The 15,611-nt window shown below is 66.2% G+C and carries 16 protein-coding genes; 2 read left to right on the top strand and 14 right to left on the bottom strand.

Going from position 1 to position 15,611, the window contains the following annotated elements:
- Positions 1 to 140: 140 nt before the first annotated feature.
- The 3 genes from ABIC65_RS17315 to ABIC65_RS17305 form a co-directional block, all read right to left on the bottom strand.
- Entirely contained in the window at positions 141 to 1,175 is a 1,035-nt protein-coding gene (locus ABIC65_RS17315; RefSeq protein ID WP_354310336.1) for a cupin-like domain-containing protein, read from the bottom strand.
- Complete coding sequence (locus tag ABIC65_RS17310; RefSeq protein ID WP_354310335.1) at positions 1,172 to 1,891, bottom strand: SapC family protein; 720 nt, start codon at positions 1,889 to 1,891, stop codon at positions 1,172 to 1,174. The genes ABIC65_RS17315 and ABIC65_RS17310 overlap by 4 nt, the downstream gene beginning before the upstream one ends.
- Positions 1,892 to 2,050: 159 nt before the next feature.
- On the bottom strand, positions 2,051 to 5,206 hold the full coding sequence (locus tag ABIC65_RS17305; RefSeq protein WP_436286743.1) for a TonB-dependent receptor: 3,156 nt from the start codon (positions 5,204 to 5,206) through the stop codon (positions 2,051 to 2,053).
- On the opposite strand from ABIC65_RS17305, the gene ABIC65_RS17300 reads away from it, so the two are divergent.
- Positions 5,139 to 5,471: a hypothetical protein gene (locus tag ABIC65_RS17300; RefSeq protein WP_354310332.1), complete on the top strand. Its 333-nt coding sequence runs from the start codon at positions 5,139 to 5,141 to the stop codon at positions 5,469 to 5,471. The genes ABIC65_RS17305 and ABIC65_RS17300 overlap by 68 nt on opposite strands.
- Positions 5,472 to 5,479: 8 nt before the next feature.
- Here the strand turns inward: ABIC65_RS17300 and ABIC65_RS17295 are convergent, their stop codons facing one another.
- From ABIC65_RS17295 to ABIC65_RS17265, 7 genes are all read right to left on the bottom strand, one after another.
- Positions 5,480 to 6,322 (bottom strand): HpcH/HpaI aldolase/citrate lyase family protein, encoded by an 843-nt coding sequence (locus ABIC65_RS17295; RefSeq protein WP_354310330.1) that lies wholly within the window; start codon positions 6,320 to 6,322, stop codon positions 5,480 to 5,482.
- A 75-nt stretch (positions 6,323 to 6,397) separates the two neighbouring features.
- Complete coding sequence (locus ABIC65_RS17290) at positions 6,398 to 7,177, bottom strand: SDR family NAD(P)-dependent oxidoreductase (RefSeq protein WP_354310328.1); 780 nt, start codon at positions 7,175 to 7,177, stop codon at positions 6,398 to 6,400.
- Between the two features lie 13 nt (positions 7,178 to 7,190).
- Complete coding sequence (locus tag ABIC65_RS17285; protein ID WP_354310327.1) at positions 7,191 to 8,381, bottom strand: zinc-dependent alcohol dehydrogenase; 1,191 nt, start codon at positions 8,379 to 8,381, stop codon at positions 7,191 to 7,193.
- Positions 8,381 to 8,974 (bottom strand): SRPBCC family protein, encoded by a 594-nt coding sequence (locus ABIC65_RS17280; RefSeq protein ID WP_436286742.1) that lies wholly within the window; start codon positions 8,972 to 8,974, stop codon positions 8,381 to 8,383. Before ABIC65_RS17280 ends, ABIC65_RS17285 begins: the two co-directional genes overlap by 1 nt.
- A gap of 18 nt (positions 8,975 to 8,992) precedes the next feature.
- Entirely contained in the window at positions 8,993 to 9,142 is a 150-nt protein-coding gene (locus ABIC65_RS17275) for a hypothetical protein (RefSeq protein ID WP_354310325.1), read from the bottom strand.
- Between the two features lie 105 nt (positions 9,143 to 9,247).
- The gene (locus tag ABIC65_RS17270; protein ID WP_354310323.1) at positions 9,248 to 10,222 is read right to left on the bottom strand and encodes a Gfo/Idh/MocA family protein; all 975 of its coding nucleotides are present in this window, start codon (positions 10,220 to 10,222) and stop codon (positions 9,248 to 9,250) included.
- Positions 10,219 to 11,178, bottom strand: a complete 960-nt coding sequence (locus ABIC65_RS17265; protein WP_354310322.1) for an MDR/zinc-dependent alcohol dehydrogenase-like family protein — start codon at positions 11,176 to 11,178, stop codon at positions 10,219 to 10,221. Before ABIC65_RS17265 ends, ABIC65_RS17270 begins: the two co-directional genes overlap by 4 nt.
- Positions 11,179 to 11,225: 47 nt before the next feature.
- Between ABIC65_RS17265 and ABIC65_RS17260 the strand changes: the two genes are divergently transcribed.
- Entirely contained in the window at positions 11,226 to 11,750 is a 525-nt protein-coding gene (locus tag ABIC65_RS17260) for a DUF1003 domain-containing protein (RefSeq protein ID WP_354310320.1), read from the top strand.
- A 191-nt stretch (positions 11,751 to 11,941) separates the two neighbouring features.
- Here ABIC65_RS17260 and ABIC65_RS17255 read toward each other — a convergent pair whose 3' ends face one another.
- From ABIC65_RS17255 to ABIC65_RS17240, 4 genes are read right to left on the bottom strand one after another with little or no spacing between them, the layout of a single operon-like run.
- On the bottom strand, positions 11,942 to 13,048 hold the full coding sequence (locus ABIC65_RS17255) for an inositol-3-phosphate synthase (protein WP_354310319.1): 1,107 nt from the start codon (positions 13,046 to 13,048) through the stop codon (positions 11,942 to 11,944).
- Positions 13,048 to 14,049, bottom strand: coding sequence for a glycosyl hydrolase (locus ABIC65_RS17250; protein WP_354310318.1), 1,002 nt, complete (start codon positions 14,047 to 14,049; stop codon positions 13,048 to 13,050). The genes ABIC65_RS17255 and ABIC65_RS17250 overlap by 1 nt, the downstream gene beginning before the upstream one ends.
- Positions 14,046 to 14,855, bottom strand: a complete 810-nt coding sequence (locus ABIC65_RS17245; protein ID WP_354310317.1) for a TIGR04290 family methyltransferase — start codon at positions 14,853 to 14,855, stop codon at positions 14,046 to 14,048. Before ABIC65_RS17245 ends, ABIC65_RS17250 begins: the two co-directional genes overlap by 4 nt.
- Positions 14,852 to 15,451: a histidine phosphatase family protein gene (locus ABIC65_RS17240; RefSeq protein ID WP_354310316.1), complete on the bottom strand. Its 600-nt coding sequence runs from the start codon at positions 15,449 to 15,451 to the stop codon at positions 14,852 to 14,854. Before ABIC65_RS17240 ends, ABIC65_RS17245 begins: the two co-directional genes overlap by 4 nt.
- Between the last annotated feature and the right edge of the window lie 160 nt (positions 15,452 to 15,611).

Raw genomic sequence — 15,611 nt, 5'->3', positions numbered from 1 at the left:
CATGGCAGCCCCCGAACCGTGCGCGCGTGCAGCGAGTTCCGTCGATTTGTCGAGCTAAACGATCGACTTGCCCGAAAAATTAACCATTTCACGGCAGGCCGGCGGATTCCATCGACCACTTGCGCAGGTACGAATGAACCTCAGCGATTGAGGCGGTGGAGCAGCTGGGCGCGCAGTCGTCGTGCCGCAGTCGCGTCAATCGGCGCCAGCGGCCCCCGCGCCGCCTCCGGCAGATGTTTAGCCGGGCGCTCAGGGTCGCCGAACACATAATAGTCGAACAGCGCCTTCCATGCCTGCTTCTCGGATGCCGGGCGATCGCGCAGACTGAGCAGGCCGTGGAGCAGGGTAAGCTGGGGCGTATCGAGCCAGGCCGGGCTGGTGTTCCACCAATAGTTCACCAGCACGTTGAACGGCGCCAGTGCCTCGACATGGTGCCACCACATCGCAGGATAGAAGAGCAGGTCGCCCGCCTCCATCTCCGCTACCTGCGCCGTCGCCATCGCCTGGCGGAACCCGGGATGGCGATCGAAATCGGGCTTGGCGAAATCGACCATGCTGACCACCTGCCCGCCCGGCGTCGGCTCGAGCGGGCCGGGATAGAGGTTGGCGATCTGGTCGGGCGGGAACAGCGTGAAGCGCCGCCGGCCGACCGCGCACACCGCCAGATTGTGCGACATGTCGTAATGGCAGGTCGCGGTGGTGCGGTTGCCGATCCAGATGCTCGCCAGATGCTGGGCAAACATCGGGTGATCGAGCACGAGATCGTTCTCGGCGCGAAAGCCGGGCATATACTCGTCTAGGTCGGTCGAGCCGACATAGATGCTCGGCGCGTTAGGGTCGCCGATCAACGGGCGCATCGCGTCCAGCAGCGGCGTCAGCGGTTCGCGGCGGCCGGTGAAGTTCAGGCCGGTGACGCTCTCATCATAGAAGAAACGCCCGTGAATTTCCGGGGCACCGGTGAACGTCACCACCGGGCGACCGGCGTCGAAGCGCTGCAGCAGGTCCATCGCGTCATCTGCAGAGGCGAGGCCGGCCCGTACCAGCGGCCAGTCGGCGGCGATTCCCTTGAGGATCACCGGCGCCTGATCGGCCATCAACCGGTCGAACGGGATCGCATCCGGCGCAACGCCTTGAATCACCCGCACCGCGGGCGCAGACCCGGCAAGCACGTTCACCGCGCCGTGCCCGCATTCTTGCGCTCGATCAGCGCGCTGATGTTGCCGAGCGAGGCGGCGACGAGATAGGCGAGCCCCAGCACGTTCGCGCGATGCAGCCGTTCAATCGCCTCGGGCGCCAGCGCCGCCAGTCGGTCGTGGGACAACATCTGGAAGCCGTCGATCCGGTAGCGCTGCTCGTCGTGCAGCGTCACTTCGATGACGTTGCTTTCGAGCAGCCCCATTTCCTGGAACAGCGCGTAGACCGGCGCGGCTGCGCCGATCCCGCCATGGATCCGCCCCAGCACGCGCGAGACATGCTCCAGATAGCGGCTGGCGCCGCCCTGCGGCAGGAACAGCAGTTCGCCTGCCTCGGTGCCGACGCGGGAATCGTCGAGGTCGACGTGCACCGTCGGCCCCTCATCGGAATCAAGGCCATCGGCAGGAATGCCGATCGAAAAGGGCCCGCGCTGCTGAAGCGCAGGAACGTAGCGGCTGGTCCAGCGCTCGCCGTCGAAGAACAAATTCTCGTCGAGATCGAAGCCGGTGAGCGCCACCGCCTGCAGCCCTTCCCCTTCAGCCTCGCGGAACAGGATCGGGAATTCGCGCTGCACGGCCTCGAACTCGGTGGGAAAAATGAGGATCTGGTTGGCGGCATCGCCGAATTCCGCGCCGTGGCGGAAGGCGACGCGCAGGTCCTGGTGGAGCACATTGTCCAGCGCGACCGGGTTCGTCATTTCAAATACATCCATGTTTCCCGGCTTTCCGCCGCGTTCGACAGAACCATGGCGCAAAGCCGCGGCCCCCTCAACCATCCGCGTCCGCTGCGGGCAAAGGAAAGGGCCGCTGCCCCCGGCAGCGACCCTCCCTCTCCACTCGCGCGGATGCGCGGTAGCTCAGAACTTGAAGCGCACGCCTGCCAGGAAGCGGCGATCGAGTTCCTGCGCGAACCACAGCTCGCTCTGATCGCGGGCATAGGTCCGCACGCTCGCCTTGGTCAGGTTGATGCCTTCCAGCGAGAGCGCGATCTGCGGCGTGATCTCGTAGCTCACGTTCATGTCGAGCTGACCGAAGGGCGCGGTGAACTCGGGGTTGCGCGAGCCCTGACGGTTGATGCCCGACAGATACCGGTCGCGCCAGTTATAGGCGACACGGGCGGAGATGCCGTTCTTGTCGTAGATCAGCGTGGTGCTGAACGTGTCGCTCAGGCCAAGCAGGGCGAACTGGTCCTGACCCGGGTCGGCGCCCAGGTTGAAGCCCACATCGCCGCGCACCAGCGTGTATGCCGCGGAAACGCCGAAGCCGGTGTTGCCCAGGAAATACTGGCCAGCCAGCTCGACGCCGTAGATCTCGGCGTCCTTGTTGTTGATCGGCTGCGTTACCTGGAACTGGTACAGCGGATCGGCCGAGTTGCCGCGCAGATCGTACTGGTTGTTGATCGCCTTGACGTAGTTGTCGTCGAGCGCGCGGGTCGAGTTGTTGTAGTTCGCCTGGAACTCGGTGGTCGCCGCGGCGACCGAGCCGCGGTTGGCGATCAGCGCCGACATGACGAACAGGTTCACGTCGCTGATGTCCGCACCCAGCCCGTTGAGTGCGGCCTTCGCCTGGCCGGACCGGCTGCCCGCCGCGCCCGAGCTCGGATCACGCAAACCGAACAGCGGCGAGGTGAACTGGCCGTTGCCGACGAAGTTGTGCACTCGCTTGTCGAAGAAGGCGACCGAGACATAGCTGTCCGGCTTGAAGTACCATTCGAGCGAGGCGTCGAAATTGTCCGAAATCAGCGGCGAAAGCGAGGCGTTGCCCACCGAAGCGCTGGGGATACCGCCATTGTTCGTCGGACGCGGCGGACCGCCCACCGTGGTCGCGGTGAACAGGTTGTTGTAGTTCGGCCGCGAGATCGTCTTGCTGTACGACAGGCGGGCGAGCAGGTTGCGCTGCAGTTCGACCTGGAAGTCGACCTGCGGCAGGATGTTGTCATAGCTGTGCGATTCGTCGAACTGCGTCGTGTTGGTCAGCGACACCACCACGGTGAAGTCGTTGTCCGACACCCAGTCGAGTGCCGACGGCACCGCGACCTGCGAGATCGAGCGCGACTTGGTGTGCTCGTAGCGGATGCCGGCGACCAAGCGCGCGGGCGCATTGCCCACCTCGCCCTTCCAGGTCAGCTGGCCATAGGCCGCCCAGATATCTTCCTTGACGCGGTTGTTGTTGTTGCCGGTGATGCCAATCGCGTTGCCGCGGCCCGCATAATAGGAAGACAGGATCGGATAGAGCTTCGAGGCATCGCCGCGGAAGGCGATCTTCGAGTCCGGATCCGAGCCGGGGTCGTACTTGTCGAACTTGCACTCGAGGCAGAACGACTGGACCAGGCCCGGTGCCAGCCGCTGGACGTCGCCCGGATTGGCGATGCCCCAGTCGCCCAGCGTCTGCTGGGTGCTGACGAAGGTCTGGCGCATGTCGGTCTTGCGATAGTTCGCACCGAACTCGAACTTGCTGTCACCCCCCAGATCCCAGCCGAAGTCGGCCCGCGCTTCGCGAACCAACTGTTCTTGGGTCGACTTGTTGGTGCGGCCGATCTGGCTGCCGAACGAGTTAAGGTCGAGCGGGACAGAGCCGAGCGTGATGTCCTGCTTCGGAATGCCCGCCCCGCTATAGTCCACCGAGTGCGCGGCGACGACGTTGGCGCCCATGCCGACCAGCGTCGAGCTGACGCCGTTCGGATTGTCGGGCAGGCTCGACGACTTGGAGATGTGCCCGTCGAGGCGCAGGTTGAGGTTGCTGGCGAGCTGCCAGTCGGCGTTGAGGCCGAAATCGGTCAGGCGGTTCTTCTGGGCGCGCGACTGCGCTTCGAAGCCCTCGTCCTTGAAGCCGTTGATCGTCTCGTGGAGATAGGTCGCGGTGGCGACGGTGGTGTTGCCGTCGAAATGCACTTCGTCGAACGGACGGCTGAACCAGTTGGACAGGTCCGAGCGGGTCTCGCGCTGGCGGTTCTGCGCATAAAGCCCGTCCGCGGTCAGCGTGAGGGCGTCGGTAGGCTTGAACTGCACCACGGCCTGGCCGTTGATGCGCTCGCGGCTGCCCTCGGCATAGTGATAGCGGCTGTCGTTGGGAATTGCGACCAGCTGGCTGGTGTTGCTCGGCGCGCCCTTCACGATGGTGCAGCTCGAGCTCAGCGTCGTCTGGCTGGCCGGGCACACCGTGTTGTTGCGGGTGAAGCCGCCGGTGACGAAGCTGCTGTACGGAACGATGTTCCAGTCGTTCGAGGTCGCCGCGATCGAGGTGAAATTACGCTTCTGGTAGCTGCCGAACAGCTCGACGCCGAAGCGCTGGTCCGCATCGCTCCAGCCGACCACGCCGGAGAATTCTGGGGTGACCTTCGCGCCGCAATCCAGGCAGCCGTCCACGCTGGTATCGTACACCGCCTTGGCACCGACGCTGCCGTTGAAGCCCGGCTTGCTGCCACTGTCCAGCGGACGACGGGTGACGACGTTGATCGTCGCACCGATGCCGCCCGACGGCACCGCGGCGCGGCCCGTCTTGTACACTTCGAGCGCGCGCACGCCTTCGGAGGCAAGGTTCGAGAAGTCGAACGAGCGGGTGGTGCCCTGTGCACCGTCGGCATTCTGGTCGCCGCCGACCACCGAGATCGCCGCCGAGGCGAGCTGGCGGCCGTTCAGGGTGACCAGGTTGTACTGCGGACCGAAGCCACGGACGGTAACCTGCGAACCTTCACCATTGGTACGGTTGATCGACACGCCCGGAATACGCTGCAGCGATTCCGCGAGGTTGGTATCCGGGAACTTGCCGATGTCTTCCGCCGAGATGGCGTCGACGATACCCGGCGCTTCGCGCTTGATCGCAATCGACCGTTCGAGCGACGCGCGAATACCGGTCACGACGATTTCTTCGCCCTGCCCGCCCTCTTGCTGCGGTGCTGCCGTGGCAACGTTGTCGGACTGTGCTTGTGCAATCGTTGGCAACACCATGCAAGCAGCCACTGCCATCATGGAAGCCGAGCGCGACCATATAGTCGAACGCGATACGCTCTTCATGTCCCCTCCTCTGCCGACTTTGATCGTCGGAAACCGTTTTTGTTGCGAACGCCCCGATGCTTTCGCGACGCCGGTATCGCTACCATCGGGCCAAACATTGTCAATGTTGGAAACACAAAGCTGTCCAACAGGTTTGATTTTGTCGTCTAGTGTGTTTTCAAGGTTACAGGCTGCAAATAGCTTTCATGCCTGCAATATGCTTTCACCGACTATTGCAGCGCAACAACCTGTCGGACTGAAACGGGTTACATTGGCGGGATCGTGATACGCCGGCTATTCCGCGCGCGCTAACAGTCGACGTGCCTGTTCGAGATGTGGGCGGTCGATCATTCGGCCGTTCAGCCGCAGCGCCCCCGCCTCGGGATGTGCGAGGAAGGCCTGGACAATTTCCTCGGCCGCATTGATTTCGGCCTCGCTCGGGGTGAAGCCGCCGTTGATCGCCGCGATCTGCGCCGGGTGAATCGCCAGCATGCCGGTGAATCCGTCTCGGCGGCCGCGCGCGACATAGGCAGACAGCCCATCGATATCGGCGATGTCGGGATAGACGGTCTCGATCGCCGCCACGCCCGCGGCATGCGCGGCGAACAGCGCCAGCGAACGCACCATCGCGAAGGGTGCGGTGTAGCCGCCGTCTTCCTCGCGCGCACTCGCCGCGCCGATCGCGGCGGGCAGGTCCTCCGCGCCCCAGGTGAGCCCGGCAAGGTGTGGCGCGACTTCGCCATAGCTGCCGAGGTGGAACAGCGCAGCGGGCGTTTCTGTCGCGATGGGGAGGATCGGCGGGCACGCGGCCCCGGCCTTGGCGACCAGCGCAACTAGGTTGCGGATCGCGGCGGCACCGTCGGCCTTTGGGAGTACCAGCCCCGCGGGGCGGCAGGTGGCAATGGCGCCCAGGTCGTCGGCGATCGCCGGAGTCCCGAGCGGATTGACGCGGACGAAGCAGGGCGTGTCCGGCGCCTCGGCGAGCCACTCGGCGATGGCGTCGCGGGCGAAATCCTTGCGCTCGGCAAGCACCGAGTCCTCGAGATCGAGGATCAGCGCATCGGCGCCGCTCGCCGCCGCCTTGGCAAAGCGCTCCGGCCGATCGCCCGGCACGAACAACAGCGACCTAAGACGCATGGCATCCCTCTCCCCATTTGAGCGGGATGCCATGGCATCATCGGGGCCGGGGTGGCAACCACCCGGCCTTGTCCGTCAATCGCCGCTGCCGGGCTCGGCGATCTTGCGATGCTGCTCGGCCGTCACCGACTGCGGCAGGACGCCAGCGCCGGCGACCTGCAGCTTGTTGGACAGGCCGGAGACGATGTTGTCGGTACCCTTCATCAGCGCGGTCCAGCCATCCTTGGCAACATCGGCCGGGTCGGATTTGCTCTCGCTCTGGCCGACCTTTGTGTCCATCATGCCGGCGCGCTCGAAGAACTCGGTCTCCACCGGGCCCGGCAGCAGGGTGGTGATGGTGATGCCCTTCACGTCCTTCAGCTCGTTGCGGATCGCCGCGGCGAAATTATCCACGAACGCCTTGGTGCCGTTGTACACCGCCTGGAAGCTGCCCGGGATCCAGCCCGCGACCGAGCCGGTGATCAGCACCTTGCCCTCGCCTGCATCGCGCATCTGGCGCAGCACCTTCTGGAGCAGATAGACGGTGCCGGTGATGTTGGTGTCGATCACGTGTCGCCATTCGGAGACTTCCTGGTCAAGAAAGCCGCCGCCCAGGCCGTGGCCCGCATTGGCGCAGAGCAGGTCGACCCTGCGCCCGCCGGCCGCCGCCAGCAGGCGGTCGACGCCCTCGATGGTCGACAGGTCGGTTTCGACCGACTGCACGTCGACACCCTCGCCCTTCAGCGCGGCCGCGGCGTCGACCAGCGGGGTATCCGCCACCACCAGCAGGTCATAGCCGTCGCGCGCCGCGAGCCGCGCCAGTTCCAGGCCGATGCCGCTCGAGGCACCGGTCACGATCGCGAATTTGTCTGCCATTTTCCGTGCCTCCTTATTCGGCCGCCAGCGCCATGCCGGGCTTCAGCACGACCTTGGTCACTTCATTCTGGTTGTCGTGGAACATCTTGTAGCCCTGCGGCGCCTGCTCCAGCGGCAGCGTGTGGCTGATCAGGAAGGTGGTATCGATCTTCTCTTCCAGGATCGCGTGGAGCAGCGCGGGCATGTAATGCTGGACATGGGTCTGGCCGGTCTTGAGCGTCAGCCCCTTCTCCATCAGCGCGCCGAGCGGGAACTTGTCGACGAAGCCGCCATAGACCGCCGGCATCGAGACACGGCCGCCCTTGCGGCAGGCGAGGATCGCCTGGCGGATCGAGTGGATGCGATCGGTGCCGAGGAAGGTCGATTTCTTGATCTGGTCGAGCACATTGTCGACGAAGAAGCCGTGCGCCTCCAGCCCCACGCTGTCGATCACCGCATCCGGGCCGATGCCGCCGGTCATCTCGAACAGCGCGGCGGCCGTGTCGGTTTCCTCGAAGTTGATCGTCTCGGCGCCGAAGCGGCGGGCGAGTTCGAGGCGGCGCGGGAAATGGTCGATCGCGATGACCCGTTCGGCGCCCATCAGGAAGGCCGACTGCACCGCGAACAGCCCGACCGGGCCGCAGCCCCAGACCGCGACGGTGTCGCCGGGCTCGATCTCGGCATTTTCCGCAGCCATCCAGCCGGTGGGCAGGATGTCGGAGAGGAACAGCACCTTCTCGTCCTCGACCCCGTCCGGAATCACGATCGGGCCGACGTCGCTGAACGGCACGCGGACATATTCGGCCTGGCCGCCCGCATAGCCGCCGGTCAGGTGGCTGTAGCCGAACAGCCCCGCCATCGGCTGGCCGTAGAGTTCCTGCCCGATATCCTGGTTGTCGGCCGGAAGCCCGTTCTCGCAGCCCGAATATTGGTGCTTGCCGCAATGATAGCAGGAGCCGCAGGCGATCGTGAACGGCACCACCACGCGCTGCCCCTTCTTGAGCGTCGAGCGCGCGCCGGTTTCGACCACCTCGCCCATGAACTCATGGCCGAGGATGTCGCCGGCCATCATCGTCGGGATATAGCCGTCGTAGAGATGGAGGTCCGAGCCGCAGATCGCGGTCGAGGTGATCTTGATGATCGCGTCGCGTGGGTTGAGGATTTCGGGATCGTCGACCGTGTCGACGCGGACGTCGTGCTTGCCGTGCCAGGTGAGTGCGCGCATCAGTTCCGCTCCTCCTCGAGCTGCTGCTTGGTGCGGGACGAGGTTGCGATCTCGCCGGTTTCCATGAGTTGCTTGAAGCGGCGCAGGTCGCGCTGCGCCTGCATCTTCGGCTCGCGCTGGAAGATGCGCGAGAGGATGCGGCCGAACGTGCCATAGGGCTGGGCATAGTTGATCGTCGCGACCACCACCGTCCCGCGGTTGCCGGCATCGCGGAACTCGATCCGGCCGCTATTGGGAACGACGGCGCCCTCTTCCGAAGCCCAGGCGATCAGTTCGCCCTCGCGATCCTCGGTGATCCGCGAATCCCACTCGACCGTGCCGCCGCCGGGCGACTTCACCACCCAGTGGCTGCGCTCGCCACCGAGCACGTCGATCCGCACGACATTGTCGAGGATCGGCGGCAGATTACTGAAATCGCGCCAGAAGGCATAGAGTTCGGCACGCGGGCGGTTGATCGTCACGGCCCGCGCGACGAGCTTGTCGCCGCGCTGGACGATCAGGCCGTCCGTGGCCTCGTCGATCGCCTGGCGCTCGTTGTTCGCAGTACTCAGCGGCGCGTCGTCGTGCGACGCGCGGTTCATCGTTTCGGCCATAATGCCTCCGTTGGCGGTTCAGCCCTGCGGCGAACCGGGCAGCTTCGGGGGAAGATCGTCGTCGCCTTCTGCAGGCGACTGCGCGGACGTGCCGGCGGGGTTGGTCTCGGTAGAGCCGGGGTTGCGCTGTTCTTCGCGCACCTCGGGATCGTTCGGCGGGGTGGCCATGATCCAGTCTCCTGCACTTGGGGGAGGTGCAGAAGGTAACCACCGGGGCGGGCGCGGGTTGCAAATTTTGTTGAAGATAACGTGGGTTAGTCGGGCAATCTCGTGTCAGCGTCCGTAGATCCGATCGAGCACCTCGGCCGAGCGCGCGAAATGCTCCGCCTCGGCGTCGAACCGCGGCGCGCGTGCCAGTTGCTCCGCCCATGCCGCAGCCGCGCGGCCGCCCCAGGCGTCCGGCGGACCCGCCAGCAGCGTCTTGGCGGTGCCGGTAAACCGCTCCGCGACAAAATCGTAGAAGCTGCCGCCGACGTTGCGCAGGGCCGCCCCGCCTTCGGTGCCGTAGAACACCGCCGAGATCTCCGCATCGGTGCCGGCATGCACCCGCCACGAGCAGGCGAGCCGCACATCGGTATCGCCCGCCCGGAACGCAGCGGTGGCATAATCCTCCACCTGCATCGCGCCGAGCGGCTGCCCCTGCGCGCGGAGTGATGCGGTAACCCCGTCCACCGCCGGGAAGCCCAGCGTCCAAAGCGCTAGGTCCACCAGATGCACGCCCAGATCGATTACGCACCCGCCGCCCGACTGCGCCGGATCGTAGAACCACGGCTTGTCCGGCCCATAGGCATTGTGGAACACCAGATCGACCGCGAAGACATGGCCGAGCGCCCCGCCCCGCACCAGCGCGGCGATCCCGCGCATGCCCTCGGTATGCCGATAGGAGAGATCGACTCCGAGCAACCGGTCGGCCGTACGCGCGGCGGCGATCACCGCCTCCACTTCTGCCGCAGTCCGGCCCAGCGGCTTCTGGCAGAACACCGCGGCGCCCGCCTCCAGCGCGCGGATGCTCTGCTCGGCATGCAGCGCGCTCGGCGTCGCGATGACGATACCGTCGAGGCCGAGCCCCAGCATCGCCTCCAGCCCGTCGACCGCCTGCGCGTCCGGCGCCAGCGCGCGCGCCTGCTCGGCGCCCTCGGGCGAAGGATCGGCAAAGGCGGCTGCCTCGATCGCGCCGGTGGCGAGCATCGCCTCCATCCGGTGGCGACCGATCCAGCCGGTGCCGAGGAAACCCACGCGCGGCCTCATCGCAGCATCACCAGCGCCTTGACGAAATGCGCGGGCTTGTCGCGGGTCGCGGCCAGCGCTTCCCCAAGTTCCTCCAGCGCATAGCGATGCGTGTAGAGCGGCGAAGGATCGAGCCGCCCGCTCGCCACCGCATCCACCGCCTCGCGCAGGCCCTGCATCTGCACCGCGGGGTCGCGCTCATGGGCATTGATCACGTCGATACCCTTCCAGTTCCAGCCCTGCATGTTCACCTGGCGCGGCCCGTCCTGGTGATAGCCGGCCACCACCAGCCTGCCGCCGAAGCCGACCAGTTCGCCCGCCAGATCGAGCGGCCATTGCTTGCCGACCGCCTCGATCACGCGCGCGCACATCGCCTCCTCGGTCAGCGCCTTGACCGCGTCGATGATCGCATAATGGTCGTCCATCGGGATCGTCTCGGCCGCGCCATAGTGCCGGGCGAGGTCGAGCGATGCTCGCCGCCGCGAGATCGCGATCACCCGCGCGCCGGCGTCGGTCGCGAGCTTGGTCAGCACCGCACCGAGAAAGCCGATGCCGATGATCGCCACCGTCTGGCCTGCGCGAATGTCGCTGCGGCGGAAGATGTTGAACGCGCAGCCGAGCGGCTCGCCGGGAAAGGGCTGGCCGGACAGGCTGTCCGGCAGCTTCACCACCATGTCGGCCTTCGCAACGTCGTAATCGGCGAAGCTGCGGAAGGAGAGCGAAGCGACGCGGTCGCCCGGCATCAGCCCCTCGACGCCCTCGCCCATCGCGTCGATCTCGCCCCAGCCTTCATGGCCGAGCCCGCCCGGATCGCCCGGGAACTGGCTCCACGGCTGGCCCTGCCACGGCTCGACATTGGAGGCGCAGACGCCGCAGCCTTCCAGCCGGATGCGCACCTCGCCGGACCCGGGCACCGGCAGCGCCGCGGTGTCGATGCGGATCTGCTCCGGCCCTTCCAGGATCGCGGCGCGCATCATGCACCATCCCCCTGCAACCTATTGATCTTGCGGCATGTTGGGGATCGATGATCGAACCACGCCAGGGCATGGGCGCCACGCTCCGCCAGAACATCGAAGACCTCACGGCGCGGCAGCGGGAGGATGCCGAGCGCGCACCGCTCAGTGACAAGGTCGCGGATCGGATCACCCGCTTCACGGGATCGATGACGTTCGTGGTGCTGCATCTGGTCCTCTTCGGGCTCTGGATTTCGGTCAATCTCGGGGTGCTGCCCGTGGTGCCGCGCTTCGACCCCACCTTCGTGGCGCTGGCGATGGTCGCATCGGTGGAGGCGATCTTCCTCTCGACCTTCGTGCTGATCAGCCAGAACCGCATGGCGACGGTGGCCGATCGCCGCGCCGACCTGGACCTGCATGTCGGCCTCCTCACCGAGCATGAGCTGACCAAGCTCGCCGGGCTGGTGGCGCGGATCGCGGAGAAGCTCGACATTGCGGCCGACGATCCTGCCTTCGCCGAGATCCACGCCGACGTGGAGCCGGTCCAGGTGCTCGACGCGCTCGACGAGAGCCGGAAGGAAAAGGGAATCGAGTGAAGTCTTCCATTCCTCCCCGGCACGGGGAGGGGGACCATCCGCGAAGCGGATGGTGGAGGGGCCGCGCCGCAGGCGCGGTCGGACTGGACCCGCAGGACATTCCGCCGCTGGCGCGACGGCCCCTCCACCACGCTGCTGCGCAGCGCGGTCCCCCTCCCCGTGCCGGGGAGGAATTTGGGTTTGGCACACCCTCACTTACCCGCGATAAACGCTTCCACCGCCGCGTACGCGTCGTCGTCGGGCATCTGCTCGGGCGGGTGCTTGCAGAACCAGGCCGCCGCCGGAAGGATGGCCCCGCCCAGCCCGCGGTCCTGCGCCAGCTTGGCGCAGCGGATCATGTCGATCGCCACGCCGGCGCTGTTCGGGCTGTCCTCCACCGACAGGCGCAGCTCGAGATTCATCGGCACGCCGCCGAACATCTGGCCCTCCATGCGCAGGAAGCAGATCTTGTTGTCGTTCTGCCAGGCGACATAGTCGCTGGGGCCGACATGGATGTTCTCGTCCTCCAGCCGCGTCTCGGCGACCGACTGTACCGCCTCGGTCTTGGATTCCTTCTTCGACGCCAGCCTCGTGCGATTGAGCATGTTGAGGAAGTCGGTGTTGCCGCCGGTGTTGAGCTGGTAGGTCCGCTCCAGCTTCACCCCGCGCTTGCGGAACAGGTCGGTCAGCACGCGATGGACGATGGTAGCGCCGAGCTGCGCCTTGATGTCGTCGCCGATGATCGGCACCCCCGCCGCCGCGAACCGCGCCGCCCATTCGGGATTGCTGGCGATGAACACCGGGATGTTGTTGACGAACGCCACGCCGGCTTCGAGCGCGCATTCGGCGTAGAATTCGGTCGCCGCCTGCGACCCGACGGGCAGATAGTTCATCAGCACGTGCGCATTGGTCTCGCGCAGCGCCTGGACGATCTCGTCCTTGCTCGGCTCCGCGCCGTCGCCGAGCAGGAAGGTACGCTCGGGCGCATAGTCGGCCATGTGGTCGGCGACGCCGTCGAGCACCCTGCCCATCCGCACCTTTGCGCCGGTGTGCCGCACGTCGTCGCAGAACACCGCCGTGCAGTTCGGCTTGGCGAAGATCGCCTCGGCGACGTCCTGCCCCACCTTGCGGCTGTCGACATCCCAGGCGGCGACGACCCGGATGTCGCTGGGGGCATAGCCGCCCAGTTCCGGGTGCATCAGCCCGACCATGTCGTTGGCGCCGGCGCGGTAATGCTCGATGCCCTGGACGAGCGAGCTGGCACAATTGCCGACCCCCACGAGCGCGACGTTGATGGCATGGCGGTCTGGGGACAGCATCAGGCGGACCTCCTCTCGGCGGCGAGACGCTCGTCGCGGTTGAACAGCAAGGGGTTGAGCTCGGGCTGGCTGGTCGCCAGCGTCACGGGAGCCGCGGGCGGCGCCACGGTGGCAGCGCCGGCATAGCGATCGATCATCCAGGCGCAGAAATCGGCGAAAGCCTGCGGATCGCGCGCCGGGCTGGTGTGGTGCGGCGCGATGCCGAGATGCTCGGGGGTGAAGCAGAAGGTGACGGTGACGTCGAAGTCCGCCAGCGCCTCCATCTGCCGATCGAACCAGTCGACGGCATTCTCGCGGAAGCTGTCCGCCCAGCTGAGCCCGGTGCGGATGCGCCGCGTGCCCAGCCGCTTCATCCAAGCCACCGCCTCGTCGAGCCGGGGATCGTGGAAATGGAACCACTGCATCAGCCCTACTTCCGCGGCATGCTCGGCATAGACGTCGAGCGCCGGCTTGGGGGTGCCGTCCTCCCGGATCAGGCCGAGGTAGAAATGGCGATAATAGGAGGAACCTTCGGCCTCGCGGTGGCGCGTCTCGGCGCCCCAGCTGGTCGGCAGGTCGAACAGCGAGTACCAGAAGACCCGTTCCGCCTTGCCGCACAGCAGCTCGACCGTACGGCGCAGGCCGAATTCCTGCACCTCTTCGGCGCCGAACGAGCTGACACCCACCTCGGTCACCCAGACGGGCTTGTCGGTGACCGCCTCGATCTCGGCGATCTTGTCCGGCCAGGCGGAAAGCGGCCATAGGTTCCAGTCGAGGGGAAAGCCGTGCACCGCTACCACGTCGACGGCATCGAGCGCACCATGCGCCTCCATCCGCCGCAGCCAGTGCGGGTCGATCGGCGACATGCCGCCGAGCACGCGCGGCAGATCCGGGTTCACCGCGCGGATCGCGTTGCCTGCCGCGATGACATGCTGCGCGAACATGGACCAATCCGGATCGATCGCCGGATCCCAATGCGACTTGTTGTTGGGCTCGTTCCAGAGCATCGCGGCTTCGATCATGCGGCGCCTCCCTTTGCCGGGTAGACTGCGGCCGGGCCATAGTGCGCATAGGGCATGTCGGCGACGCGGCACCAATAGACTTCGGGCTCGGGATTGGCCTCGATCGCAAAGCCCGCGGCACGCAGCATAGCCTGGCTTGCGGCCGCGTTGGGCGCCCACCAGTTGGTCCAATCATGCGCGAACTGGCGCTCGATGAAGTGCAGCTTGGGGTACCCAGGATCGTTGAAATAAGCCGGCGGGTCGAAGGTGCCGGGCATGTGGAAGGGATGGTCCTCCGGGACTTGCGTGACGCTGTCCGCCCCCTGCTGCATCGTCTGGAACAGCATATATTCGCCCGCGACATGCTCGCGGATCAGGTCCAGCGCGAGGAGCGGATGGCGCAGATGGTAGAGCACGCCCATGAAGATGACGATGTCGAACCGCCGCCCAAGCGCGGCCACGTCGTAGACCGAGCGGTTCTCGAAGCGGACATCGTCATGGCCCAGCGCCTCGGCGGCGAAGCGCGCCTGTGCGAGGTAGCGCTCGTCGCTGTCGATGCCGAGCACGTCGCCCGCCCCGCGCCGCTTCATCTCGAACGCATAGAAGCCCGCATTGCAGCCGATATCGAGGACGGAGCGCCCCGCCAGATCGGCCGGCAGCGCATCTGCGAAGCGGGCGAACTTAAAGGCGGGATAGTCGCCGAGGAAATGGTCCGGCGCTGTCTCCACGCCCTGGATGCGAATATTCTGGAACCATGGCCCCAAGGCGTCGATCCGCGCGCGCAGATCGTCCGCTGGCGCAGACTGCGCGGCTGCTAGGCTTCTCATTCCTGTCCCCCATTGAGCTTGAGCAGACGCGCGCCCCAATTGCCGATCAGCAGCGTGCTGACCGAGCCCGGGTCGACGTCGAAGGCGAGCAGGCGATCCAGGCCCAGCCCGAGATAATGGGCGATCACGCCCCGAATGATGTCGCAGTGGCTGACGCAGAGCAGCGTGCCGCTCCATCCGCGCTGCACCAGCGCGTCCAGATGGCCGACAGCGCGGGCGGTCGCCTCCGCCATCCTCTCCCCATTGGGCGGGCGGACGGCCGAACGCTGCCGGTTCCATTCGCGCCATTCGGGATCGCGTTCCAGCTCGTCGAAGCTGCGGCCGGTCCAGGCGCCGAAATCGACCTCGTCGAGCGCCTCCACCACCTGCGCCCGCACGCCGATCCGGCCGCCGATGATCTCGGCGGTGGCGCGGGTACGCTCGCGGGGACTGCAGTGGATCGCGGCGATCGGGCTCTCGCGCGCGAAATGCGCGGCCAACCACTGCGCCTGTGCATGCCCAGCCGCGGATAGCGGCGATCGGGCGCTGCGGCCGCTCAGCACCTGACCAACATCGTCATGCGCGCCGTGCCGGATCAAATGTACCTTTGCAGTCATCAGCAGATTTGCAGCCCATCAGCATCAACTTAGATGCCAGCGCAACAACTGTTTTGCCCTAAAGGTTCCAGTTAACCTAGATCATCTTCTTATATTCGACAAGTTCAATCTACTTGTCACGTCATGATCCTCGGGAACAAAGATGAAGAAGAGGCTGTTT

Origin of the sequence: Sphingomonas trueperi (assembly GCF_040545665.1) — a bacterium.
Classification (GTDB): Bacteria; Pseudomonadota; Alphaproteobacteria; order Sphingomonadales; family Sphingomonadaceae; genus Sphingomonas; species Sphingomonas trueperi_B.
The sequence above is the reverse complement of the archived record's forward strand: the minus strand, read 5'-3'. Positions and strand labels throughout refer to the sequence as shown.

Excerpts from the sequence above, each read along its gene's own strand:
- ABIC65_RS17245 (WP_354310317.1), bottom strand. The coding sequence starts at position 14,855 with ATGAGAAGCCTAGCAGCCGCGCAGTCTGCGCCAGCGGACGATCTGCGC.
- ABIC65_RS17310 (WP_354310335.1), bottom strand. The coding sequence starts at position 1,891 with ATGACGAACCCGGTCGCGCTGGACAATGTGCTCCACCAGGACCTGCGC.
- ABIC65_RS17300 (WP_354310332.1), top strand. The coding sequence starts at position 5,139 with ATGCAAGCAGCCACTGCCATCATGGAAGCCGAGCGCGACCATATAGTC.
- ABIC65_RS17255 (WP_354310319.1), bottom strand. The coding sequence starts at position 13,048 with ATGCTGTCCCCAGACCGCCATGCCATCAACGTCGCGCTCGTGGGGGTC.
- ABIC65_RS17290 (WP_354310328.1), bottom strand. The coding sequence starts at position 7,177 with ATGGCAGACAAATTCGCGATCGTGACCGGTGCCTCGAGCGGCATCGGC.
- ABIC65_RS17285 (WP_354310327.1), bottom strand. The coding sequence starts at position 8,381 with ATGCGCGCACTCACCTGGCACGGCAAGCACGACGTCCGCGTCGACACG.
- ABIC65_RS17265 (WP_354310322.1), bottom strand. The coding sequence starts at position 11,178 with ATGATGCGCGCCGCGATCCTGGAAGGGCCGGAGCAGATCCGCATCGAC.
- ABIC65_RS17280 (WP_436286742.1), bottom strand. The coding sequence starts at position 8,974 with ATGGCCGAAACGATGAACCGCGCGTCGCACGACGACGCGCCGCTGAGT.
- ABIC65_RS17240 (WP_354310316.1), bottom strand. The coding sequence starts at position 15,451 with ATGACTGCAAAGGTACATTTGATCCGGCACGGCGCGCATGACGATGTT.
- ABIC65_RS17275 (WP_354310325.1), bottom strand. The coding sequence starts at position 9,142 with ATGGCCACCCCGCCGAACGATCCCGAGGTGCGCGAAGAACAGCGCAAC.
- ABIC65_RS17270 (WP_354310323.1), bottom strand. The coding sequence starts at position 10,222 with ATGAGGCCGCGCGTGGGTTTCCTCGGCACCGGCTGGATCGGTCGCCAC.
- ABIC65_RS17305 (WP_436286743.1), bottom strand. The coding sequence starts at position 5,206 with ATGAAGAGCGTATCGCGTTCGACTATATGGTCGCGCTCGGCTTCCATG.
- ABIC65_RS17295 (WP_354310330.1), bottom strand. The coding sequence starts at position 6,322 with ATGCGTCTTAGGTCGCTGTTGTTCGTGCCGGGCGATCGGCCGGAGCGC.
- ABIC65_RS17250 (WP_354310318.1), bottom strand. The coding sequence starts at position 14,049 with ATGATCGAAGCCGCGATGCTCTGGAACGAGCCCAACAACAAGTCGCAT.
- ABIC65_RS17260 (WP_354310320.1), top strand. The coding sequence starts at position 11,226 with ATGATCGAACCACGCCAGGGCATGGGCGCCACGCTCCGCCAGAACATC.